This is a genomic window from Halopseudomonas salina (genome assembly GCF_014637955.1).
GTDB lineage: Bacteria > Pseudomonadota > Gammaproteobacteria > Pseudomonadales > Pseudomonadaceae > Halopseudomonas > Halopseudomonas salina.
On sequence record NZ_BMFF01000008.1, the window covers coordinates 74,492 to 94,583 of the forward strand.

At 56.6% G+C, this 20,092-nt stretch carries 14 protein-coding genes and 3 tRNA genes; 16 read left to right on the top strand and 1 reads right to left on the bottom strand.

What is annotated here, in order from left to right:
• Nucleotides 1–57: 57 nt before the first annotated feature.
• From IEV54_RS15545 to IEV54_RS15570, 6 genes are all read left to right on the top strand, one after another.
• Nucleotides 58–765 carry a GntR family transcriptional regulator gene (locus tag IEV54_RS15545; RefSeq protein WP_150279061.1) on the top strand — a complete coding sequence of 236 codons (708 nt, stop codon included), beginning with the start codon at nucleotides 58–60 and terminating at the stop codon, nucleotides 763–765.
• Entirely contained in the window at nucleotides 765–1,649 is an 885-nt protein-coding gene (gene prpB / locus IEV54_RS15550; protein WP_150279062.1) for a methylisocitrate lyase, read from the top strand. The genes IEV54_RS15545 and prpB overlap by 1 nt, the downstream gene beginning before the upstream one ends.
• 47 nt (nucleotides 1,650–1,696) lie before the next feature.
• A complete protein-coding gene (prpC, locus tag IEV54_RS15555) occupies nucleotides 1,697–2,824 on the top strand; it encodes a bifunctional 2-methylcitrate synthase/citrate synthase (protein WP_150279063.1) in 1,128 nt (375 codons plus the stop codon).
• Nucleotides 2,825–3,075: 251 nt separating this feature from the next.
• Nucleotides 3,076–5,667, top strand: a complete 2,592-nt coding sequence (gene acnD / locus IEV54_RS15560) for a Fe/S-dependent 2-methylisocitrate dehydratase AcnD (RefSeq protein WP_150279064.1) — start codon at nucleotides 3,076–3,078, stop codon at nucleotides 5,665–5,667.
• Nucleotides 5,668–5,962: 295 nt separating this feature from the next.
• On the top strand, nucleotides 5,963–7,150 hold the full coding sequence (prpF, locus tag IEV54_RS15565) for a 2-methylaconitate cis-trans isomerase PrpF (protein WP_150279065.1): 1,188 nt from the start codon (nucleotides 5,963–5,965) through the stop codon (nucleotides 7,148–7,150).
• Between the two features lie 161 nt (nucleotides 7,151–7,311).
• On the top strand, nucleotides 7,312–8,097 hold the full coding sequence (locus IEV54_RS15570; RefSeq protein WP_150279066.1) for an SDR family oxidoreductase: 786 nt from the start codon (nucleotides 7,312–7,314) through the stop codon (nucleotides 8,095–8,097).
• A gap of 57 nt (nucleotides 8,098–8,154) precedes the next feature.
• Here the strand turns inward: IEV54_RS15570 and folD are convergent, their stop codons facing one another.
• On the bottom strand, nucleotides 8,155–9,009 hold the full coding sequence (gene folD, locus IEV54_RS15575) for a bifunctional methylenetetrahydrofolate dehydrogenase/methenyltetrahydrofolate cyclohydrolase FolD (protein ID WP_150279067.1): 855 nt from the start codon (nucleotides 9,007–9,009) through the stop codon (nucleotides 8,155–8,157).
• Nucleotides 9,010–9,303: 294 nt separating this feature from the next.
• On the opposite strand from folD, the gene IEV54_RS15580 reads away from it, so the two are divergent.
• From IEV54_RS15580 to IEV54_RS15625, 10 genes are all read left to right on the top strand, one after another.
• Nucleotides 9,304–9,380, top strand: a tRNA-Arg gene (locus IEV54_RS15580).
• Nucleotides 9,381–9,424: 44 nt separating this feature from the next.
• Nucleotides 9,425–9,500, top strand: a tRNA-His gene (locus IEV54_RS15585).
• A gap of 51 nt (nucleotides 9,501–9,551) precedes the next feature.
• A tRNA-Leu gene (locus tag IEV54_RS15590) sits at nucleotides 9,552–9,636 on the top strand.
• 210 nt (nucleotides 9,637–9,846) lie between these two features.
• Nucleotides 9,847–10,320 carry a prepilin-type N-terminal cleavage/methylation domain-containing protein gene (locus IEV54_RS15595; protein ID WP_150279068.1) on the top strand — a complete coding sequence of 158 codons (474 nt, stop codon included), beginning with the start codon at nucleotides 9,847–9,849 and terminating at the stop codon, nucleotides 10,318–10,320.
• Between the two features lie 9 nt (nucleotides 10,321–10,329).
• A complete protein-coding gene (locus IEV54_RS15600) occupies nucleotides 10,330–13,158 on the top strand; it encodes a putative bifunctional diguanylate cyclase/phosphodiesterase (RefSeq protein ID WP_150279069.1) in 2,829 nt (942 codons plus the stop codon).
• A 129-nt stretch (nucleotides 13,159–13,287) separates the two neighbouring features.
• Nucleotides 13,288–14,634 carry a trigger factor gene (gene tig / locus IEV54_RS15605; RefSeq protein ID WP_150279070.1) on the top strand — a complete coding sequence of 449 codons (1,347 nt, stop codon included), beginning with the start codon at nucleotides 13,288–13,290 and terminating at the stop codon, nucleotides 14,632–14,634.
• Nucleotides 14,635–14,724: 90 nt separating this feature from the next.
• Nucleotides 14,725–15,366, top strand: a complete 642-nt coding sequence (gene clpP, locus IEV54_RS15610) for an ATP-dependent Clp endopeptidase proteolytic subunit ClpP (protein WP_150279071.1) — start codon at nucleotides 14,725–14,727, stop codon at nucleotides 15,364–15,366.
• A 165-nt stretch (nucleotides 15,367–15,531) separates the two neighbouring features.
• Nucleotides 15,532–16,815: an ATP-dependent Clp protease ATP-binding subunit ClpX gene (gene clpX / locus IEV54_RS15615; RefSeq protein ID WP_150279072.1), complete on the top strand. Its 1,284-nt coding sequence runs from the start codon at nucleotides 15,532–15,534 to the stop codon at nucleotides 16,813–16,815.
• Nucleotides 16,816–17,012: 197 nt separating this feature from the next.
• Nucleotides 17,013–19,412 carry an endopeptidase La gene (gene lon / locus IEV54_RS15620; RefSeq protein WP_150279073.1) on the top strand — a complete coding sequence of 800 codons (2,400 nt, stop codon included), beginning with the start codon at nucleotides 17,013–17,015 and terminating at the stop codon, nucleotides 19,410–19,412.
• 191 nt (nucleotides 19,413–19,603) lie between these two features.
• On the top strand, nucleotides 19,604–19,900 hold the full coding sequence (locus IEV54_RS15625; RefSeq protein ID WP_263363789.1) for an HU family DNA-binding protein: 297 nt from the start codon (nucleotides 19,604–19,606) through the stop codon (nucleotides 19,898–19,900).
• The last annotated feature ends 192 nt before the right edge of the window (nucleotides 19,901–20,092 follow it).

Genomic DNA, 20,092 nt, shown 5'->3' on the forward strand with positions numbered 1-20,092 from the left:
GCAAAATTCGGCAAATTGCAGTGTCGAATACATTGTATTGTCTACAAGGTTGGTGTGATGACGGATGTTGAAACGGACTCGCCGGCGCTGACGCTATCCGATGGTGCTTTTCAGCGCATTCAGACAGCGATTGTGAAGGGTGAGATACCGCCCGGAACACGAATCAGCGAGCAATATCTATCCACGACCTTTGGTATCGGTCGGGGCCCGCTGCGCGAGGCAATTCGTCGTCTCGAGGGTCGACGCCTGGTTGTCCGGATCCCCCATGCCGGTGTTCGCGTGGTGTCCCTGAGTTATGAAGAACTCATCGAGCTATACCATGTGCGCGAAGCGCTGGAAGGCATGGCCTGCAGGTTGGCTGCAGAGCATATGACCGACGACGAGATCGCCACGCTGCGTGACGTGCTTGCCACCCATGAAAAGCACAGCGGTTTGCAGGCCAACAAGTCCTACTACCAACAGGAAGGGGACCTGGATCTGCATTACGTGATTATACGTGGCAGCAAGAATAAGGCCCTCAGTGACATGCTTCTTGGCGATCTGTATCACCTGGTACGCATGTATCGCTACCGCTATTCATCCACGCCCAAACGCCCGCAGCAGGCGTTCGCCGAACATCACCGAATTATTGAAGCCATCGCTGATCGTGATGGTGAACTCGCGGAAATGCTGATGCGCCGTCATATCAGCGCCTCACGCCGCAATATCGAGCGCCGCATGCACGAGCAGGGCAGCGCCGTCACTTCCCCAGGAGAATCTGTCTGATGTCCAAATCCCCAGGTCAACGTTTCCGTGATGCGGTTGCCGAAGAACATCCCTTGCAGGTAGTTGGTGCGATCAACGCCAACCATGCCCTGCTGGCCAAACGTGCCGGTTTCAAGGCCATTTACCTGTCCGGCGGTGGTGTCGCTGCCGGTTCCCTGGGCTTGCCCGATCTGGGCATTACCGGCCTGGATGATGTGCTGACCGACGTGCGTCGTATTACCGATGTCTGCGACCTGCCCCTGCTCGTGGATGTGGATACCGGTTTTGGCTCCAGCGCCTTCAACGTAGCGCGCACGGTCAAGTCGATGATCAAGTTTGGTGCTGCCGCCATTCATATCGAAGATCAGGTGGGGGCCAAGCGCTGCGGTCATCGTCCGAACAAGGAAATCGTCACCCAGCAGGAAATGGTTGATCGCATCAAGGCTGCCGTGGATGCGCGTACCGATGACAGCTTCGTAATCATGGCGCGTACTGATGCGCTTGCCGTCGAAGGCCTGGAGTCGGCACTGGACCGCGCAGCAGCCTGCGTTGAAGCGGGTGCGGATATGGTGTTCCCCGAAGCCATTACCGAGCTCGATATGTACAAGCTGTTCGCCTCCAAGGTAAATGCACCGATCCTGGCCAATATCACCGAGTTTGGCGCCACGCCGTTGTTTACTACCGACGAGCTGGCCGGTGCCGACGTCTCCCTGGTCCTGTATCCGCTGTCTGCCTTCCGCGCGATGAACAAGGCCGCGGAAAATGTCTACAACGCTATCCGTAACGACGGTACCCAGCAGAATGTCATCGATACCATGCAAACTCGTATGGAGCTGTACGAGCGCATCAACTACCACGATTTCGAGCAGAAGCTCGACGCACTCTTCGCACAGAAAAAATCCTGAACTGTTCTGCACAGCAGACCGGGCAAAAGACAAGAAGGAGAATGAATATGGCTGAAGCAAAGAAACTGAGTGGCGCGGGCCTGCGTGGCCAGGTAGCGGGCAAGACTGCATTGTCTACAGTAGGGCAGACCGGTTCGGGCCTGACCTATCGCGGTTATGACGTAAAGGACCTGGCGGCCAACTGTCAGTTCGAGGAAGTGGCGCACCTGATTCTCAAGGGTGAACTGCCGACCCAATCCGAACTCGACGCCTACAAGAGCAAGCTGAAGAGCTTGCGCGGCTTGCCCCAGGCGCTGAAGGAAGTGCTTGAGCGCATCCCGAAAGACGCCCATCCGATGGATGTGATGCGCACTGGCTGCTCGATGCTCGGCAATCTGGAAACGGAAGCTGACTTCAGCCAACAGCAGGACGCAACCGACCGCCTTCTTGCAGTGTTCCCTTCGATCATCTGCTACTGGTACCGCTTTACCCACGATGGTGTACGTATCGACGAGAATACCGACGACGATTCGGTTGGCGCACACTTCCTGCACATGCTGCGCGGCGAGAAGCCCAACGCACTGCATGAACAGACCATGAACGTGTCGCTGATCCTGTACGCAGAGCACGAATTCAACGCCTCTACCTTTACTGCCCGCGTTTGTGCCTCGACCCTGTCCGACATGCACAGCTGTGTCACCGGCGCCATCGGCTCCCTGCGTGGTCCGCTGCATGGCGGCGCCAACGAGGCGGCGATGGACATGATCGAGAACTTCACCAGCGCGGAACATGCCGAGAAAGAGATGATGGGCATGCTCGAGCGCAAGGAGAAGATCATGGGCTTTGGCCACGCGATCTACGCCACCAGCGACCCGCGCAACGAGATCATCAAGCAATGGTCCGAAAAGTTGTCGAAGGATGTGGGCGATACCGTGCTTTATCCTGTGTCGGTACGCTGTGAAGAAGTCATGTGGCGCGAGAAGAAGCTGTTCTGCAACGCCGATTTCTTCCACGCTTCTGCCTACCATTTCATGGGCATACCGACCAAGCTGTTCACACCAATCTTCGTGATGAGCCGCCTGACCGGCTGGGCCGCCCACGTGATGGAGCAGCGCGCGGATAACCGCATTATTCGTCCGAGTGCCGAGTATGTGGGTGTTGAGCCGCGTACGGTCGAGCCGATCGAGAAGCGCTGAAGAAGAATGCAATGAGGAAACGCTGACTGAGCACTGATGCCGGCTAGCGGGGTTGAGGATCGACTGGGCTGGACCGTCGATGCCCAGGGACGGGCATCGTCGAGCGTACAAGGATGTATTTACAGCGTGTCCAGCCCGGTCGATCCTCAACCCCGCCAACGCTCAACTCTCAAAGTCAGGGTTTCCGGTGTTCTGGAGTAACGGCAAAACAGCTGGCTCCAGCTACTGATTACCTGACGAGTCCTGATGCCATGAATACCCAATACCGCAAGTCTCTACCCGGCACCGACCTTGATTACTTCGATACCCGCGAAGCGGTCGATGCCATCCAGTCCGGCGCCTATGCCAAGCTTCCCTATACCTCGCGCATCCACGCTGAAAACCTGGTGCGCCGCTGTGAGCCGGATATGCTCACCGAATCGCTCAAACAATTTATCGAGCGCCGCAGTGATCTGGATTTTCCCTGGTTTCCGGCCCGTGTGGTGTGTCACGACATTCTGGGCCAGACCGCACTGGTCGACCTGGCCGGACTGCGTGATGCGATCGCCGAAAAGGGTGGTGACCCGGCCAAGGTCAATCCAGTGGTGCCGACCCAGTTGATTGTCGACCATTCCCTGGCCGTCGAGCACGCGGGCTTTGAGGAAGATGCCTTCGAGAAGAATCGCGCCATCGAAGACCGCCGCAATGATGATCGTTTCCACTTTATCAACTGGACCAAGACCGCCTTCAAGAACGTCGATGTGATCCCGCCGGGTAACGGCATCATGCACCAGATCAACCTGGAGAAAATGTCTCCGGTGATCCAGATCGCGGACGGTGTGGCTTTCCCCGATACCTGTGTAGGTACCGACAGTCACACGCCGATGGTCGATGCACTGGGCGTGATCTCGGTGGGTGTTGGCGGTCTTGAAGCTGAAAGCGTCATGCTCGGTCGGGCCTCCTGGATGCGCCTGCCCGACATCATCGGTGTAGAACTGACTGGAAAGCTCAAGCCCGGCATCACCAGTACCGACCTGGTATTGGCTCTGACCGCCTTCCTGCGCAAGGAGCGGGTGGTGGGTGCTTATCTTGAGTTCTATGGCGAAGGCGCAAGCCGGCTGACCATTGGCGATCGCGCGACTATCTCGAACATGACGCCCGAGTACGGCGCCACCGCTGCGATGTTCTATATTGACGAACAGACCATCGACTATCTCAAGCTGACCGGCCGTGAAGATGACCAGGTCAAGCTGGTCGAGCAGTACGCGAAGGAAACCGGCTTGTGGGCAGACAGCCTGAAGGATGCCGAATATGAGCGCGTGCTCAAGTTTGACCTGTCTAGCGTCGCCCGCACCATGGCGGGCCCGTCCAATCCCCACGCATTGCTTCCCACTTCCGAGCTGGCCTCGCGGGGTATCAGCGGTACGATCGAGAACGAAGAGGGCAAGATGCCCGATGGCGCAGTGATTATCGCGGCCATCACCAGCTGTACCAACACCAGCAATCCGCGCAACATGATTGCCGCTGGCCTGATCGCGCGTAACGCCAACAAGCTGGGCCTGCTGCGCAAGCCCTGGGTGAAAACCTCCCTGGCTCCTGGGTCGAAGACGGTCAAGATGTACCTGGAAGAAGCCAATTTGCTTGGCGAGCTGGAGCAACTGGGCTTTGGTGTGGTGGCTTTTGCCTGTACTACCTGTAACGGCATGAGCGGCGCGCTGGATCCGGTTATCCAGAAAGAAGTGATCGAGCGCGATCTGTACGCTACCGCCGTGCTCTCGGGTAACCGCAATTTCGATGGCCGTATCCATCCCTTTGCCAAGCAGGCGTTCCTGGCTTCTCCGCCATTGGTGGTCGCCTATGCGATTGCCGGCACCATTCGTTTCGACATTGAAAAGGATGTGTTGGGGACCGATCAGAACGGTAACCAGGTCACCCTGAAAGACATCTGGCCGAGCGATGAAGAGATTGATGCCATCGTCAAACAGAGCGTCAAGCCTCAGCAGTACCGCGATGTCTACATCCCCATGTTCGATATCACTCGCGAGGCGCAGAACGTCAACCCGTTGTATGACTGGCGTCCCATGAGCACCTACATTCGCCGCCCTCCCTACTGGGAAGGTGCTTTGGCCGGTGAACGCTCGTTGACCGGTATGCGTCCGCTGGCGGTGCTGGGCGACAACATCACCACTGATCACCTTTCTCCATCGAACGCGATCATGCTCGACAGCGCCGCGGGTGCCTATCTGCACAAGATGGGTGTGCCGGAGGTCGACTTCAATTCCTACGCGACCCACCGCGGCGATCACCTGACTGCCCAGCGGGCTACCTTCGCCAACCCCAAACTGTTGAATGAAATGGTGGTGGAAGACGGCAAGGTCAAACAGGGCTCATTAGCGCGTATCGAGCCGGAAGGCAAGGTGACCCGCATGTGGGAGGCGATTGAAACCTACATGGAGCGCAAGCAGCCGCTGATCATTATTGCCGGTGCTGACTACGGTCAGGGTTCGTCTCGCGACTGGGCGGCCAAGGGTGTGCGTCTGGCGGGCGTGGAGGCGATTGCAGCCGAGGGCTTCGAGCGCATCCACCGTACCAACCTGCTGGGTATGGGCGTGCTGCCGCTGGAGTTCGAGGCGGGCACGACACGCAAGACCCTGGCGATCGATGGCACCGAGACCTTTGACGTGACCGGCGAGATCAAGCCGCGTAGCGCCATGACGCTGGTGATCAATCGCAAGAATGGTGAGCGGGTAGAGGTGCCTGTCACCTGCCGCCTGGATACCCAGGAAGAGGTGTCGATTTTTGATGCTGGTGGTGTACTGCAGCGCTTCGCCCAGGATTTCCTGGAGGCGGAAGGGGCAGTTTGACCACTAATACCTGCTGAGAAGCGTTGATTGCTGCACATGGCACGACGCGGAGTTGCCATCACGGTGGCCCGGACCGTCGATGCCCAGGGACGGGCATCGTCGAGCGTACAGGGGTGAGACAAGCGTTTGCGAAGCACTGCTTCGCGCGCCGTCGAACGACAGTCGATCTGTGATCGACTGGCCGGCCCCGAAGGGTTTTTACAGCGTGTCCGGGCTGCCGTGATGGCAACGGAGCCACCACAGATCCATTTCAATCAATGCTTCTCATACACTTGAGTTGTCGAGGGTTAACAGTATGGCTCACAAGCCCCAGATCAAAATCCCCGCCACCTATATGCGTGGCGGTACCAGTAAAGGTGTTTTCTTCCGTTTGCAGAATTTGCCGGAAGCGGCCCAGGTGCCTGGCAAGGCCCGGGACAACCTGCTGTTAAGGGTGATCGGCAGCCCCGATCCCTATGGCAAACAGACCGATGGCATGGGCGGGGCGACGTCCAGCACCAGCAAGACGGTGATCCTCGCGCCACCGACCCAGCCGAATCATGACGTTGATTACCTGTTCGGACAGGTGTCTATCGACAAGGCATTCGTCGACTGGAGCGGCAATTGCGGCAACCTGTCCGCTGCTGTGGGTGCGTTCGCGATCAGCTCCGGCATGGTGGATGCCTCACGGGTGCCGCAAAACGGCACTGCCGTTGTGCGCATCTGGCAGGCGAATATTGGCAAGACCATTATTGCCCACATACCCATAACCGATGGTGAAGTGCAGGAGACGGGTGACTTCGAGCTGGACGGAGTGACCTTTCCTGCGGCCGAAGTGCAGATCGAGTTCATGGATCCTGCCGCTGACGAGGATGGCGGCGGTGGATCGATGTTCCCCACCGGTAACCTGGTGGACGACCTCGAGGTGCCGGGTGTTGGCACGCTGAAGGCGACCATGATCGATGCCGGTATCCCGACTATCTTCATCAATGCCTCTGACGTTGGTTACAAGGGTACGGAATTGCAGGAGGCGCTCAATGGCAACATTGATGAGCTGCTGAAGTTCGAAACCATACGAGCCTATGGCGCGGTCAAAATGGGTTTGATCAAGCATATCGACGAAGCCGCCGAGCGCCAGCACACCCCCAAGGTTGCCTTTGTAGCAACGCCTGCGGAGTATATCGCTTCCAGTGGCAAGCAGGTCGCGGCCGGTGAGGTGGATCTGCTGGTACGCGCCTTATCCATGGGCAAGATGCACCATGCAATGATGGGCACTGCAGCGGTGGCGATTGGCACCGCTGCGGCAATTCCCGGCACATTGGTCAACCTGGCTGCAGGAGGCGGCGATCGCACCTCGGTTGTTTTCGGTCATCCCTCGGGTACCCTGCGTGTCGGTGCCGAGGCGACGCAGATCAATGGCGAGTGGGTGGTCAAGAAGGCGATCATGAGCCGTAGTGCAAGGGTGTTGATGGAAGGGTGGGTGAGGGTGCCCCCGTGCTTCTGACGAAGCAGCCGCAAGCGGCAAGCGGCAAGCTAAACCCTGCTCGAGGTTTTGATCTTGATCTTGATCTTGGTTTGGTTTTTTGGTTTTTTGGTTTTGCTTGAAGCTTGAAGCTTGAAGCTTGAAGCTTGCGGCTTGAGGCTTGCAGCTCCCGGAGGGGCTTTATGAATCTCGATCTATCAGGAAAACGCGCCCTGGTCTGTGGCGCCAGTCAGGGCTTGGGTGAGGCCTGTGCGCGGCAGTTGGCTGAGCAGGGGGCAGAAGTCGTAGTGCTGGCCCGGACGGCTGAGAAGCTTGATCGGGTCTGCCAGAGTCTGGCGGTGGGGCATGGGCAGACGCACAGCTATATTGCCGTTGATGCGGCCGACGCTGTTGCCTTGTCAGTGGCAGTGCGTGCCGAACTGGAAAAAGGGCCGCTGCATATCTGGGTTAACAACACGGGTGGGCCGGCACCCGGGCCTGCGAATACGGCCAAGCCTGATGCATACGCTGCGGCGTTCTCACAACATCTGGTAAGCGCGCAGACTCTGTTGCAACTGCTGCTGCCGTCTATGCGCAGCGAAGGATACGGGCGCATTCTCAATGTGCTTTCAACGTCGGTAAAAAACCCTATCCCCAATCTGGGGGTGTCCAACAGTATTCGCGCGGCGATGGCGAACTGGGCCAAGACCCTGGCTGGAGAGCTCGGTGGCGACGGGATTACGGTTAACAATGTATTGCCCGGACTGACCCAGACCGCACGGCTGGACAGTCTGATCGGTCATGTGGCGCAGGCGAGTGGGCGTACCGTTGAGCAAGTATCCGAGGGGATGCGTTCGGGGATTCCGGTGAAACGCTTTGGTGAACCTGAAGAGTTTGCCAATGCGGTCGGTTTTCTGGCCTCACCGGCGGCTGCGTTTATCAATGGCATCAACATGCCTGTTGACGGGGGCAGTACTGCCAGCTTGTGAGCCTGAAGAGCATCAGGCTGACCGGCGCACGGGAGTGTGCCGGTCAGATTTGCTGGCTCAGGGGTGCAGATGCTCTGCCGCGTGCAAGGTATTTTCCAGCAGGCATGCGCGGGTCATTGGGCCAACGCCGCCAGGCACGGGCGTAATCCAGCTGGCACGCTCTGCGGCGGTTTCAAATTCCACGTCACCGGTCAGGCGGCCATCGTCTGTACGGTTGATGCCCACGTCGATCACAATCGCGCCCGGCTTTACCCATTCGCCTTTAACGATCCCTGGCTTGCCCACAGCCACGATCAGCAGATCGGCACGCCCGACATGGTCGGCAAGATCTTTGGTAAACCGATGGGTGACGGTCGTTGTGCAACCTGCCAGCAGTAGTTCCAGTGCCATGGGTCGGCCCACTATGTTGGAGGCGCCAACGACGACTGCATTGAGGCCATACAAATCCACCCCAGTGCTCTGCAGAAGCCGAATCACGCCAAAGGGCGTGCAGGGACGCAGCATTGGCATGCGTTGGGCCAGGCGTCCGATATTGAATGGATGAAAACCGTCTACGTCCTTGTCCGGACGAATTCGCTCCAACAGTTGTGAAGCGTCGAGGTGGACGGGCAAGGGTAGTTGCACCAGAATTCCATCGACCTCGGGATCCTGGTTCAGACTATCCACCAGCGCCAACAGATCCGTCTGTGAGGTTTCGGCCGGCAAGTCGTGGGAGCGGGATACGAAGCCCACCTCTTCACAGTCCTTTCGCTTGTGGCTGACATAGACCTGGGAGGCTGGATCCTGGCCCACCAGAATGACTGCAAGGCCGGGTGCGCGCAGCCCCCGTTCACGGCGTTCGGTAACCTTGGCGGCGATGTCCTGACGAATATTGGCGGCAATTTGCTTGCCGTCGATGAGTTTGGCGTTCATTGAGTTCCCGGCACGAACAATAGAAGGTAGCAATTGTCGCACGGTAGGGCGACGGGCAAAAGGCTGATACAGGGTATCGCTGGTTAAACTGCTGTAGCTTCTTTAACTTACTCAAATAATTAAAAAAACTGGAACACAAGCGTTGACGTGGGAAAGGTGGCTGAGTATTATTCGCCCCGCTTCACAAACACCGCATGACCGGTTTGGAAGGCGATCTGGCTCCACCGCTTTTACAGTCCAGAGCTGTCATGGCGGGCATTTCAGGATACCCTCGGGTGTCTGGCAGTGCGCAAGGCGCCCGTAGCTCAGTTGGATAGAGCATCCGCCTTCTAAGCGGATGGTCGCAGGTTCGAGTCCTGCCGGGTGCACCATCGCAATGCGGCCTGTATGGTGAAGCGAGTAGCAGGTAGTAATGGTGGGCGTAGCTCAGTTGGTAGAGCACAGGATTGTGACTCCTGGTGTCGTGGGTTCGAAACCCATCGTCCACCCCATTTTTAAGCGCCAGGCTTCAGCCTGGCGTTGTTGTTTGAAACCCCTGTTCAGCGGGCGTGGTGGAATTGGTAGACACACCAGATTTAGGTTCTGGCGCCGCAAGGTGTGGGAGTTCGAGTCTCCCCGCCCGCACCATCTTTGATTTATTCTCATCCTTTTCGGCTCGGCGGCGCATTCGTGCGGTTGGCGCTGTGGCTGCTATTCTACAATAGTTCGATGCGTGAAGCTGTCGTCCGTCGCATTTGTGAGCACTCCGTCCGATTGCGTACGAAGTGGTTAGCTATTGGTGAAGGCTAATGGCAAAATGCTATTACATTCTGCTGTGCCTATTGGCGGTACCTCTACGTGGTTCATTTGACAAAGCTGTTCAAGCGAAAGAAAGGTTTCACCCTGGCTGAACTGTTGCTGGCAGTTGCGGTCGTAGGGATATTGGTTGCCATTGCCTTTCCTAGTTACAGCAAGTACGTCGAGCGTATGAAGATAACCACCGCAGTGAATGACATCATCGATATTGGGGTAAGGATCGAGCGCTTTCGTACGGCCAATAATGGTGGTCTGCCTGATAGTCTTGCGCAGTTGCAGGGCGTGCCCGCGATGGATCCTTGGGACAATCCTTATCAATACTTGAGTTTTGAAGGTTTGCAAGGCAAGGGCAAGATGCGCAAGGACAAGAACCTGGTGCCGGTTAATACTGATTTTGACCTTTACAGTATGGGTGAGGATGGTCGTTCTGTAGCGCCTTTTACCGCCAAACAGTCCAGGGATGATGTAGTGCGAGCGAACGACGGAGGCTTTGTCGGTCTCGCGGCTGATTATTGATGGGCGCCCATGGCCATTGATCTGCGTACGTTCAGTAGCCCTATAGCCCGTAGGCTATTTTTCTTCTTTTTTCTGGCTGTTACCCTTCCTGTTCTTGTTCTCGTCTCGATCACGTTTTTCCAGTTGTCCGACTATATGGCAAATCAGCACCGCAAGGAGCTGCAGAACGACGCCAAATATATAGGTATGAACCTGTTTGAGCGGCTCCAGCGCGTAGGGATCGAATTACCGCGTGTTGCAGCTACCCGTACTCCGCAATCTCTTCGGGTCGACCCGGTACACACTGCGGGAGATGACGTTTTACTGCGTCTTGTCAGGGGTGTTGGTGCCGGTGATCCCGTCTGGTTGCATCCGGGTAATGCAGATCAGGCGCTCCATGAAAAGCTCTATGAACAATTGGCCGCTCCTGATTCTGAGGGGAGAGATCGGCCAATGCGTATACATCAGCTCGGGACTAACCCCACCGTTCTTTTTGCCAGCCTGAAAGTGGCACCAGACAGCTACCTGGCTGCCCGGGTACACCCGGAGTTTTTCTGGGACCCGGAGCAATTACCCCACGACAAGCTTTCATGCGTTCTCGCGGGTAAGGATGTCGTGGTGTTCTGTAGCGTCGACCCGCCTGCCCGATTTGTTGAGGCTTTTGCTTCCGCGCGTGCTGACTCGTCCCTGGGTTCTTTTGAGTGGGAGGAGGGCGGCGCTACGATGCGAGCGGTGTACTGGGAGGTTTTTCTGCACGGTATCGGCATGAACAGAAACTGGACAGTGGTGCTCAGCCAGCCCGAGCAGCAGCTTTTTGCTACCACCAGGCAATTCCAGGCCACGTTGATATTGATCGTTCTGGCATCGATTCTCATGGCGCTCATGTTCAGCATCGGTCATTTACGCAGGGTGCTCAGGCCTCTTCAGTCGCTTCGCATGGCAACCCGGCAGGTGGCCGACGGTGATCTGCGTAAGCAGGTGGTCATAACCAGTGGTGATGAGTTTCAGGAGCTTGCGCAGGCTTTTAACAGCATGACTGAGAGGTTGGCCGGGCAGTTCGACCAGCGTGAGGCGCTGATGGAAATTGACCGGGTTATTCTTTCTACCAAGGATTCACGCAACGTTGTCAATGAAGTGCTTGTGCAGGCACAGGCATTTCCGGAATGCGATTCGCTGCTGGTTGCCATGCAGGATGAGCAGGTTGTCAGGCTCAAGGCAGCCGGTGACGGTTCACATAGTGCGGAAGATCACCAGATTCTCGCTCACAAGCAGTATGCGCAAACCCTCTCGCAGCTTGGCAATGGCGAGGAGCCTTTGGTGCTTGACGATCTGCCGGCATGGCTGCCTGTGCTGCCCGGCACAGAAGCGTGCTCTGCCTGGCTGCTGTTTCCCTTGCGCGTATCAGGCGAGTTGAGCGGTTTTGTGTTGCTGGGCACGCGCAATCCGGCCAATGCCACCAACGCCAATTCCGGATGGGCGGTGCAGGTGGTTAGTCGTTTGTCTATTGCACTGACGCGCGCGCGCTGGCAAACCGATCTCTACCGTCAGGCTCATTTTGACGACCTTACCGGCCTGCCCAATCGTGCTGCGCTGAAGGTAACCTTGAGCCGGGCGCTGGAACGTTCGACCCGAAACGAGACGCGCGTGGCGCTGTTGTTCATCGATCTGGATCGGTTCAAGCTCATTAACGATTCGATAGGACATGCGGCGGGTGACATCTACTTGCAGGCTGTAGCGGAGCGTATACGTAGCTGCGTGCGTAGCGAAGATGCCGTGTCTCGCCTGGGCGGGGATGAATTTACCGTATTGATTACCGACGTTCTCCCAGAGGCTGATATCGCCACTGAAGTCATGACGCTGGTGGGTCGCCTGCTCCAGAATATACCCAAACCGGTGCGTGTCGGTTTGCATGAACTTCGTTGCACCATGAGTATCGGTGTGTCGATTTTTCCGGATGACGGGCAGTCAATTGATGACTTGATGAAGCAGGCAGATACCGCGATGTATCAGGCAAAGCGAAGCGGCGGCAATAGCTTCCGATTCTATGCGCAGGAAATGCAAGCGGCCTCCCAGCAAAGGATGGAGCTGGAAAGTGATATGCGTCAGGCACTGGAGAGCGATCAGTTTCAGCTCTATTTCCAGCCCCAGGTGCGCATGGACTCCAGCCATGTGCAAAGCGCCGAAGTGCTCCTGCGATGGAATCACCCGGAACGCGGTCTGGTTCCGCCAGGTGTGTTTATTCCGATCGCAGAGGAGTCTTTGCTGATAGCTGACATCGACGCCTGGGTGTTAAGAGCAGTCTGCAAGCAGATCAGGCAATGGCTCAATGCCGGAATAGAGCCGGTACGTCTGGCGATCAATATTTCTGCGGCGCAATTCCAGAATCCGCGTTTCGTGTCCCTGGTCAAGCTTTCCCTGTCACAGTTTGAGCTTTCCGCCGATCATATCGAGCTGGAAATTACCGAGGGCGCGCTGATTGATAATCTGGAGCATGCTAGGCAGGTGTTGAACGAGCTGGGCGAGTTTGGTGTGCGTCTGGCCATCGATGATTTCGGCACCGGTTATTGCTCACTGGCATACCTGAAAACCATGCCTATCGACAAGTTGAAAATAGATCAGAGCTTTATTCGGGACATCACCCTTTCGGCACGTGATGCGGCAATCGTGGAGGTGATTCTGCAGTTGTCGAAGCAGTTGGGGCTGCGCTGTATCGCCGAAGGGGTCGAGACTCAGGAGGAGCTCGATTGGCTGGTCGAGAAGGGCTGTGAGGTTTTCCAGGGCTATTTTTTCCATCGTCCCATGCCCCTGGCGGATTTTGCCAAGCTGCTTTCCAGTCAAGTCAGTATCAACAGGGTGTGATCAGGAGGGAGCGGGAAGCCGCCATTGTGACCCCTGTGGTGCCTGATGATGACTTCCTGAGCGTTAGCGATTAGACTTACCGGCTTTTACGAAATCACTAATCAATCAGTTCGTTCACGAGGACTCTCCATGCAAGTTTCGGTTGAAACCACCTCCGGCCTTGAGCGCCGCATGACTGTCGGCATTCCGGCTGACCGCATCGAATCCGAGGTCAACAAGCGTCTGCAACAGACAGCCAGCCGCGCCAAAGTCGATGGGTTTCGTCCTGGCAAGGTGCCGATGAGCGTCATTCGCAAGCGTTTTGGCAGCTCCGCCCGTCAGGAAGTCATGGGTGAAGTCATCCAGTCTTCTTTCTACGAAGCCATCATGCAGGAAAAGCTCAACCCTGCTGGCGCGCCTAGTGTCGAGCCCAAAGAGCTGGACGAAGGCAAGGATTTTGAATACATCGCTACTTTTGAAGTCTACCCGGAGATCACCTTGGGTGATTTCGGCGACATCAAGGTTGAGCGCATTGAATCAGACGTGCGTGACGAAGATCTCGAGAACATGCTCGAGATACTACGCAAGCAGAACACCCAGTTTGAAACCGTCGAGCGCGTTGCGGAAAACGGCGACCAGCTCAAGGTCGACTTTGTCGGCCGCGTTGACGGCGAGCCCTTCCAGGGCGGCACTGCCAATAACACCGAGATCGTGCTGGGCTCAGGCCGCATGATCCCCGGTTTTGAGGATGGTCTGGTAGGTGCCAAGGCCGGTGATACTGTGACCCTCAAGGTGACCTTCCCCGAGGAGTACCAGAATCTCGAGCTGGCCGGTAAGCCTGCCGAGTTCGACGTAGTGGTTCACGCCGTAGCAGCTCCGGCTCTGCCGGAACTCAATGACGAGTTTTTCGCCAAGTTTGGCGTCGAAGAAGGTGGTATCGAGGCCTTCCGCGCCGAAGTACGCAAGAATATGGAGCGTGAGCTGCGCCAGGCAATCAAGACCAAGGTCAAGACCCAGGTCATGGATGGTCTGCTCGCCACCAATAGCATCGACGTGCCTAAAGCACTTGTCAGCAGCGAGATCGACCGTCTGCGTCAGCAGGCAGTGCAGCAGTTTGGTGGTGCCAACATCAAGCCGGAGCAACTGCCCGCCGAGCTCTTCGAAGAGCAGGCCAAGCGTCGTGTTTCTCTGGGTCTGGTGGTTGCCGAAGTGGTCAAGCAGAACGACATCAAGCCGGATAACGATCGCGTTCGCGCCATGGTTGAAGAGCTGGCATCTGCCTACCAGGAACCCGAACAGGTGGTGAACTGGTACTACCAGAACGAGCAACAATTAGCAGAGATTCAGTCGGTTGTGCTCGAAGAGCAAGTGGTGGATACTGTTTTGCAGAAGGCTCAGGTGACCAGTAAGCAGGTTCCCTACGAAGATGCCGTGAAGCCAGCCCAGTCAGCCAAGGACCTTGAAGCTGACGAGGCCGAAGCCGGCGCAGACGAGTAAAATCGTCAACAACTCAAGCAATGCGTGAGCCAGCCTTAGGGCTGGCTTTCGTTTTTTCGCGACAGGTCCAAACTGGAGTACTTTCAATCCATGACGCATAACAGCTTCAATCAGTTCCCACCGGATATTCAGGCAGCGGGCGGTCTGGTGCCCATGGTTGTCGAGCAGTCAGCTCGGGGCGAGCGCTCCTACGACATCTATTCTCGTCTGCTAAAGGAGCGTGTGATCTTCCTTGTAGGGCAGGTAGAGGACTACATGGCCAATCTGGTCGTGGCCCAGTTGCTGTTCCTGGAATCGGAAAATCCGGACAAGGACATCCATCTGTATATCAACTCGCCCGGCGGTTCAGTCACGGCGGGTATGGCAATCTACGACACCATGCAGTTCATCAAGCCCAACGTAAGCACCCTGTGCATCGGCCAGGCGGCCAGCATGGGCTCCTTCCTGTTGGCCGGGGGAGAGCCGGGCAAGCGCTTTGCGTTGCCCAATTCCCGAATGATGATTCACCAGCCACTGGGTGGCTTTCAGGGTCAGGCGTCGGATTTCGAGATCCACGCCAAGGAGATCCTCAATATCCGCGAAAAGCTGAACCGTATCCTGGCCCATCATACCGGCCAGAGCATGGAAGTAATTGAACGCGATACCGACCGTGACCGCTTCATGAGTGCCGAAGAATCCGCTACCTATGGGTTGATCGACAAGGTTATGGATCGTCGCGAAATGACTGAGTAATACGAGTCTGAAAGGCAACCCACATGCTTTCGGGGGAAAGTCTTGTGGTTTGCCTGGCTTGGCTCCCAGAGTGGGTGCCGGTCCGTATTGACAGTGTTGCACTTGCAAAGTGGGGTTAATGCCCCCATCTTTGTGGACAAGAGTGAACGTAAGCAGGGGTTTTAGATGACCGATATGACTGGGAAGGGTGACGACAACGGCAAGCTGCTGTATTGCTCCTTCTGCGGCAAAAGCCAGCATGAAGTGCGCAAGCTGATTGCCGGCCCCTCCGTATTCATCTGTGATGAGTGCGTGGATTTATGCAACGACATAATCCGTGAGGAAGTACAGGAAAGCCAGGCTGAAAGCAGTGGTGCCAAGCTGCCTTCGCCCAAGGAGATCTGTGGCATCCTCGATCAGTACGTGATCGGCCAGGAACGGGCCAAGAAAGTATTGTCTGTAGCGGTGTACAACCACTACAAGCGCCTTAATCAGCGCGAAGGCAAGGACGACGTCGAGCTGGGCAAGAGCAACATCCTGATGATCGGGCCGACCGGCTCGGGCAAGACACTGCTGGCCGAGACGTTGGCGCGGCTGTTGAACGTGCCCTTCACTATTGCCGATGCGACCACTCTGACCGAAGCCGGTTATGTGGGTGAGGACGTCGAGAACATCATTCAGAAGCTGTTGCAGAAGTGCGATTACGATGTAGAGAAGGCCCAGATGGGTATTGTCTATATCGACGAGATCGACAAGATTTCACGTAAATCCGATAACCCGTCCATCACCCGTGATGTTTCCGGTGAAGGCGTTCAACAAGCGTTGCTCAAGCTCATTGAGGGCACCGTCGCTTCCGTACCGCCCCAGGGTGGTCGCAAGCACCCTCAGCAGGAGTTCCTGCAGGTCGACACACGCAACATTCTGTTTATCTGTGGCGGTGCTTTCTCGGGCCTGGAAAAGGTCATACGCGACCGTTCCGAAAAGAGCGGTATCGGTTTCAGTGCCAAGGTGCGCAGCCAGGACGTGGGCAAGAAGGTCGGTCAGACCCTCAAGGGCGTTGAGCCCGAGGATCTGGTCCGCTTTGGTCTGATTCCGGAATTCGTTGGCCGTCTGCCTGTTATTGCGACCCTGGATGAGCTTGACGAAGCTGCCTTGATCCAGATTCTTACTGAACCGAAAAATGCGCTGACCAAACAGTACGCGCGTCTGTTCGAGATGGAAGGTGTGGACCTGGAGTTTCGTACCGATGCTCTCAAGGCGATCGCCAACAAGGCTCTGGAACGTAAAACCGGTGCCCGTGGCCTGCGTTCGATTCTGGAAAATGTGCTGCTCGATACCATGTATGACATTCCCTCGGCAGAGCATGTCAGCAAGGTGGTAATCGATGAAAACGTGATTGGTGGTGATGCCAAGCCGCTGCTGATCTACGATTCAAGCGAGAAGCCACCCAAGGCCATGCCGGACGAATAATGTCCGCTGGCTGACGACGCCCGGTTCCCGAGAGGGGGCCGGGCGTTTTTTTTGCAGACCGGTGGGCAGTGCTCTCTTGTATCGCAGTATGTTCAGCGGCTTGTTTTTTCCGTGCGCTGCCCCCATCTTTAAATTCATGGACATTTTTATTACGGGTGCGGTCGATTATTGCGCCCCCCAGCAAGCGAGTTTCAGCCATGACGACACCTAGCGAATTTCCGCTCCTGCCGCTACGCGATGTAGTGGTTTACCCCCACATGGTCATCCCGCTGTTTGTGGGCCGCGACAAATCCATCGAGGCGCTGGAAGCGGCGATGGCCGGCGACAAGCAGGTTCTGCTGGTAGCCCAGCGTGACCCCAGCGAGGATGATCCGGGCCAGGATGGTATCTACAGCCTGGGCACCGTAGCGACGATCCTGCAACTGCTCAAGCTCCCCGACGGCACCGTCAAGGTGCTGGTCGAGGGCGAGCAGCGTGCACGCATCGAACAGGTAGATGAGCTGGGCACCTATCAGGTCGCCCGCGCAACACCCCTTGATGAAAGCGAGCTGGATGCCCGCGAGGCTGAAGTGCTGATTCGCAGTCTGATGAGTCAGTTCGAGCAGTTTGTGCAGTTGGGCAAAAAGGTGCCGGCTGAAGTGCTGTCATCGCTGTCCAGTATCGAAGAGGCCGGACGGCTGGTTGACACCATGGCCGCCCACCTGACTCTCAAGCTGGATCAGAAGCAGGAGATATTGGAGATCCTGCCTCTGCGAGAGCGCGTAGAGCATGTTCTAGGCGTGCTAGACAGTGAGATCGATCTGCTTCAGGTAGAAAAACGCATCCGCGGTCGCGTCAAGAAGCAGATGGAACGTAGCCAGCGCGAGTACTATCTGAACGAGCAAATGAAGGCCATTCAGAAAGAGATGGGCAGCGGCGAGGATGGCAACAACGAATTCGACGAATTGAAGGCCAAGGTCGACGCTGCCGGCATGAGCAAAGAAGCTCTCGCCAAGGCGACCACCGAGTTGAACAAGTTGAAGATGATGTCGCCCATGTCTGCTGAGGCGACAGTTGTGCGTTCCTACATCGAATGGCTGGCCAATGTGCCCTGGAAAAAGGCCAGCAAGGTACGCAATGACCCCGAACGTGCCGAAGCAGTCCTGGATGCCGACCACTACGGTCTTGAGGAGGTCAAGGAGCGTATTCTCGAGTATCTGGCGGTGCAGAAGCGCGTACGTAAACTGAAGGGCCCTGTGCTCTGCCTGGTAGGCCCTCCGGGTGTGGGCAAGACCTCGTTGGGTGAATCCCTGGCCCGGGCGACCAATCGCAAGTTTGTCCGCATGGCCCTGGGGGGCGTGCGAGATGAAGCCGAGATTCGCGGTCACCGGCGTACCTATATCGGCTCGCTGCCGGGTAAGGTCATTCAGAAAATGTCCAAGGCCGGAGTCAAGAACCCGCTGTTTCTGCTCGACGAAATCGACAAGATGGGCGCCGATATGCGCGGTGATCCCTCATCGGCTTTGCTCGAGGTGCTTGATCCCGAGCAGAATCACAACTTCAACGATCATTACCTCGAAGTTGATTACGATCTGTCCGACGTGATGTTCATCTGTACCGCCAACTCGATGAATATTCCCGCGCCGTTGCTTGACCGTATGGAGGTCATCCGCATTCCCGGTTACACCGAGGATGAAAAGATCAACATCGCCGAGCGTTATCTGGTTGCCAAGCAGATCAAGAACAACGGGTTGAAGAAAGACGAGCTGACATTCACCCGCGAGTCCCTGCGCGACATTATTCGTTATTACACCCGCGAAGCCGGTGTGCGTGGACTGGAACGACAGATCGCCAAACTGTGCCGCAAGGTGGTCAGAACACAGGTTGGCAGCAAGGCCAAGGACAAGGTGGTGGTCGATGGCGATCTGTTGGAAGAATTGCTCGGGGTACGCAAGTTCAAGTACGGACTGGCCGAGGAGGCCGATCAGATTGGTCAGGTGACCGGCCTTGCGTGGACCCAGGTTGGTGGCGAGCTGCTCAGCCTGGAAGCCGCTGTGGTGCCCGGTAAGGGCCGCCAGATCAAGACTGGCTCTCTGGGTGATGTCATGCAGGAATCCATCAGTGCGGCCCTGACAGTGGTTCGTAGCCGTGCGAGTAGCCTGGGTCTGGGTGCAGACTTCCACGAGAAGCACGATATCCATATCCACGTTCCGGAAGGGGCTACGCCGAAGGACGGCCCCAGTGCCGGCGTTGGTATGTGCACGGCGCTGGTGTCAGCCCTGACCCGTATTCCGGTCCGGGCAGACGTAGCCATGACCGGAGAAATCACCCTGCGCGGACAGGTTCTGCAGATTGGTGGTCTCAAGGAAAAGCTGCTTGCGGCGCATCGCGGTGGAATCAAGACAGTCATCATTCCCTACGATAATATTCGGGATCTCAAGGAGATCCCCGACAACATCAAGGAGGATATTGAGATAAAGCCGGTGAAATGGATTGACGAAGTATTGCAGATTGCGCTGCAATACGTGCCGGAGCCCTTGCAAGAAGGGGTTGAAGAGATGGTTGCAAAGGATGACAATCAGACTACCGATACGAAAAAGCGTATCAGTACCCACTGAGGTAGCAGCGGTCCGCTTCCGAACAGTCATCCAACAGGGTAATCTGTTCGCGAGCGGACCGGGGGTACCACAGGCATTCCTTGACACGGTTTTTGACCGCTTGCTATAAAGCGTGCTTCGACCTTCGCAGGTATGCTGACTGGCCACAGCTTTGCTAAGACCACAAGCTTACAAAACGACTAACAACTCATTTGAAATTAATAAGGGGACTTAGAGTGAACAAGTCTGAATTGATTGATGCCATTGCCGCTTCCGCCGATATTCCTAAAGCTGCAGCTGGCCGTGCTCTTGACGCCGTCATCGAGTCCATCACCGACGCCCTGAAGGCTGGTGATTCGGTAGTGCTGGTTGGTTTTGGTACTTTCGCTGTCAAGGATCGCGCTGCTCGCACCGGCCGCAACCCACAGACTGGCAAGCCGATTGAAATCAGCGCCGCCAAGATTCCGGGTTTCAAAGCGGGTAAGGCACTGAAGGACGCTGTGAACTGAGCGCGTCCAGTTACTGATTGTCTGTGTCGGGGCGCAAGCCCTGGTATCTACTTCGAACCATAGCCAGGCGCAGCTACAATCGCTGTTGAGGCAAGCTTCCACTCATGTGGTTCGGTCAGTTTCCAAGAAGGCGCATCATCCTTGATGCGCCTTTTTTGTTTACCAAAGAATAACAGGCCGGCGATCAATGAT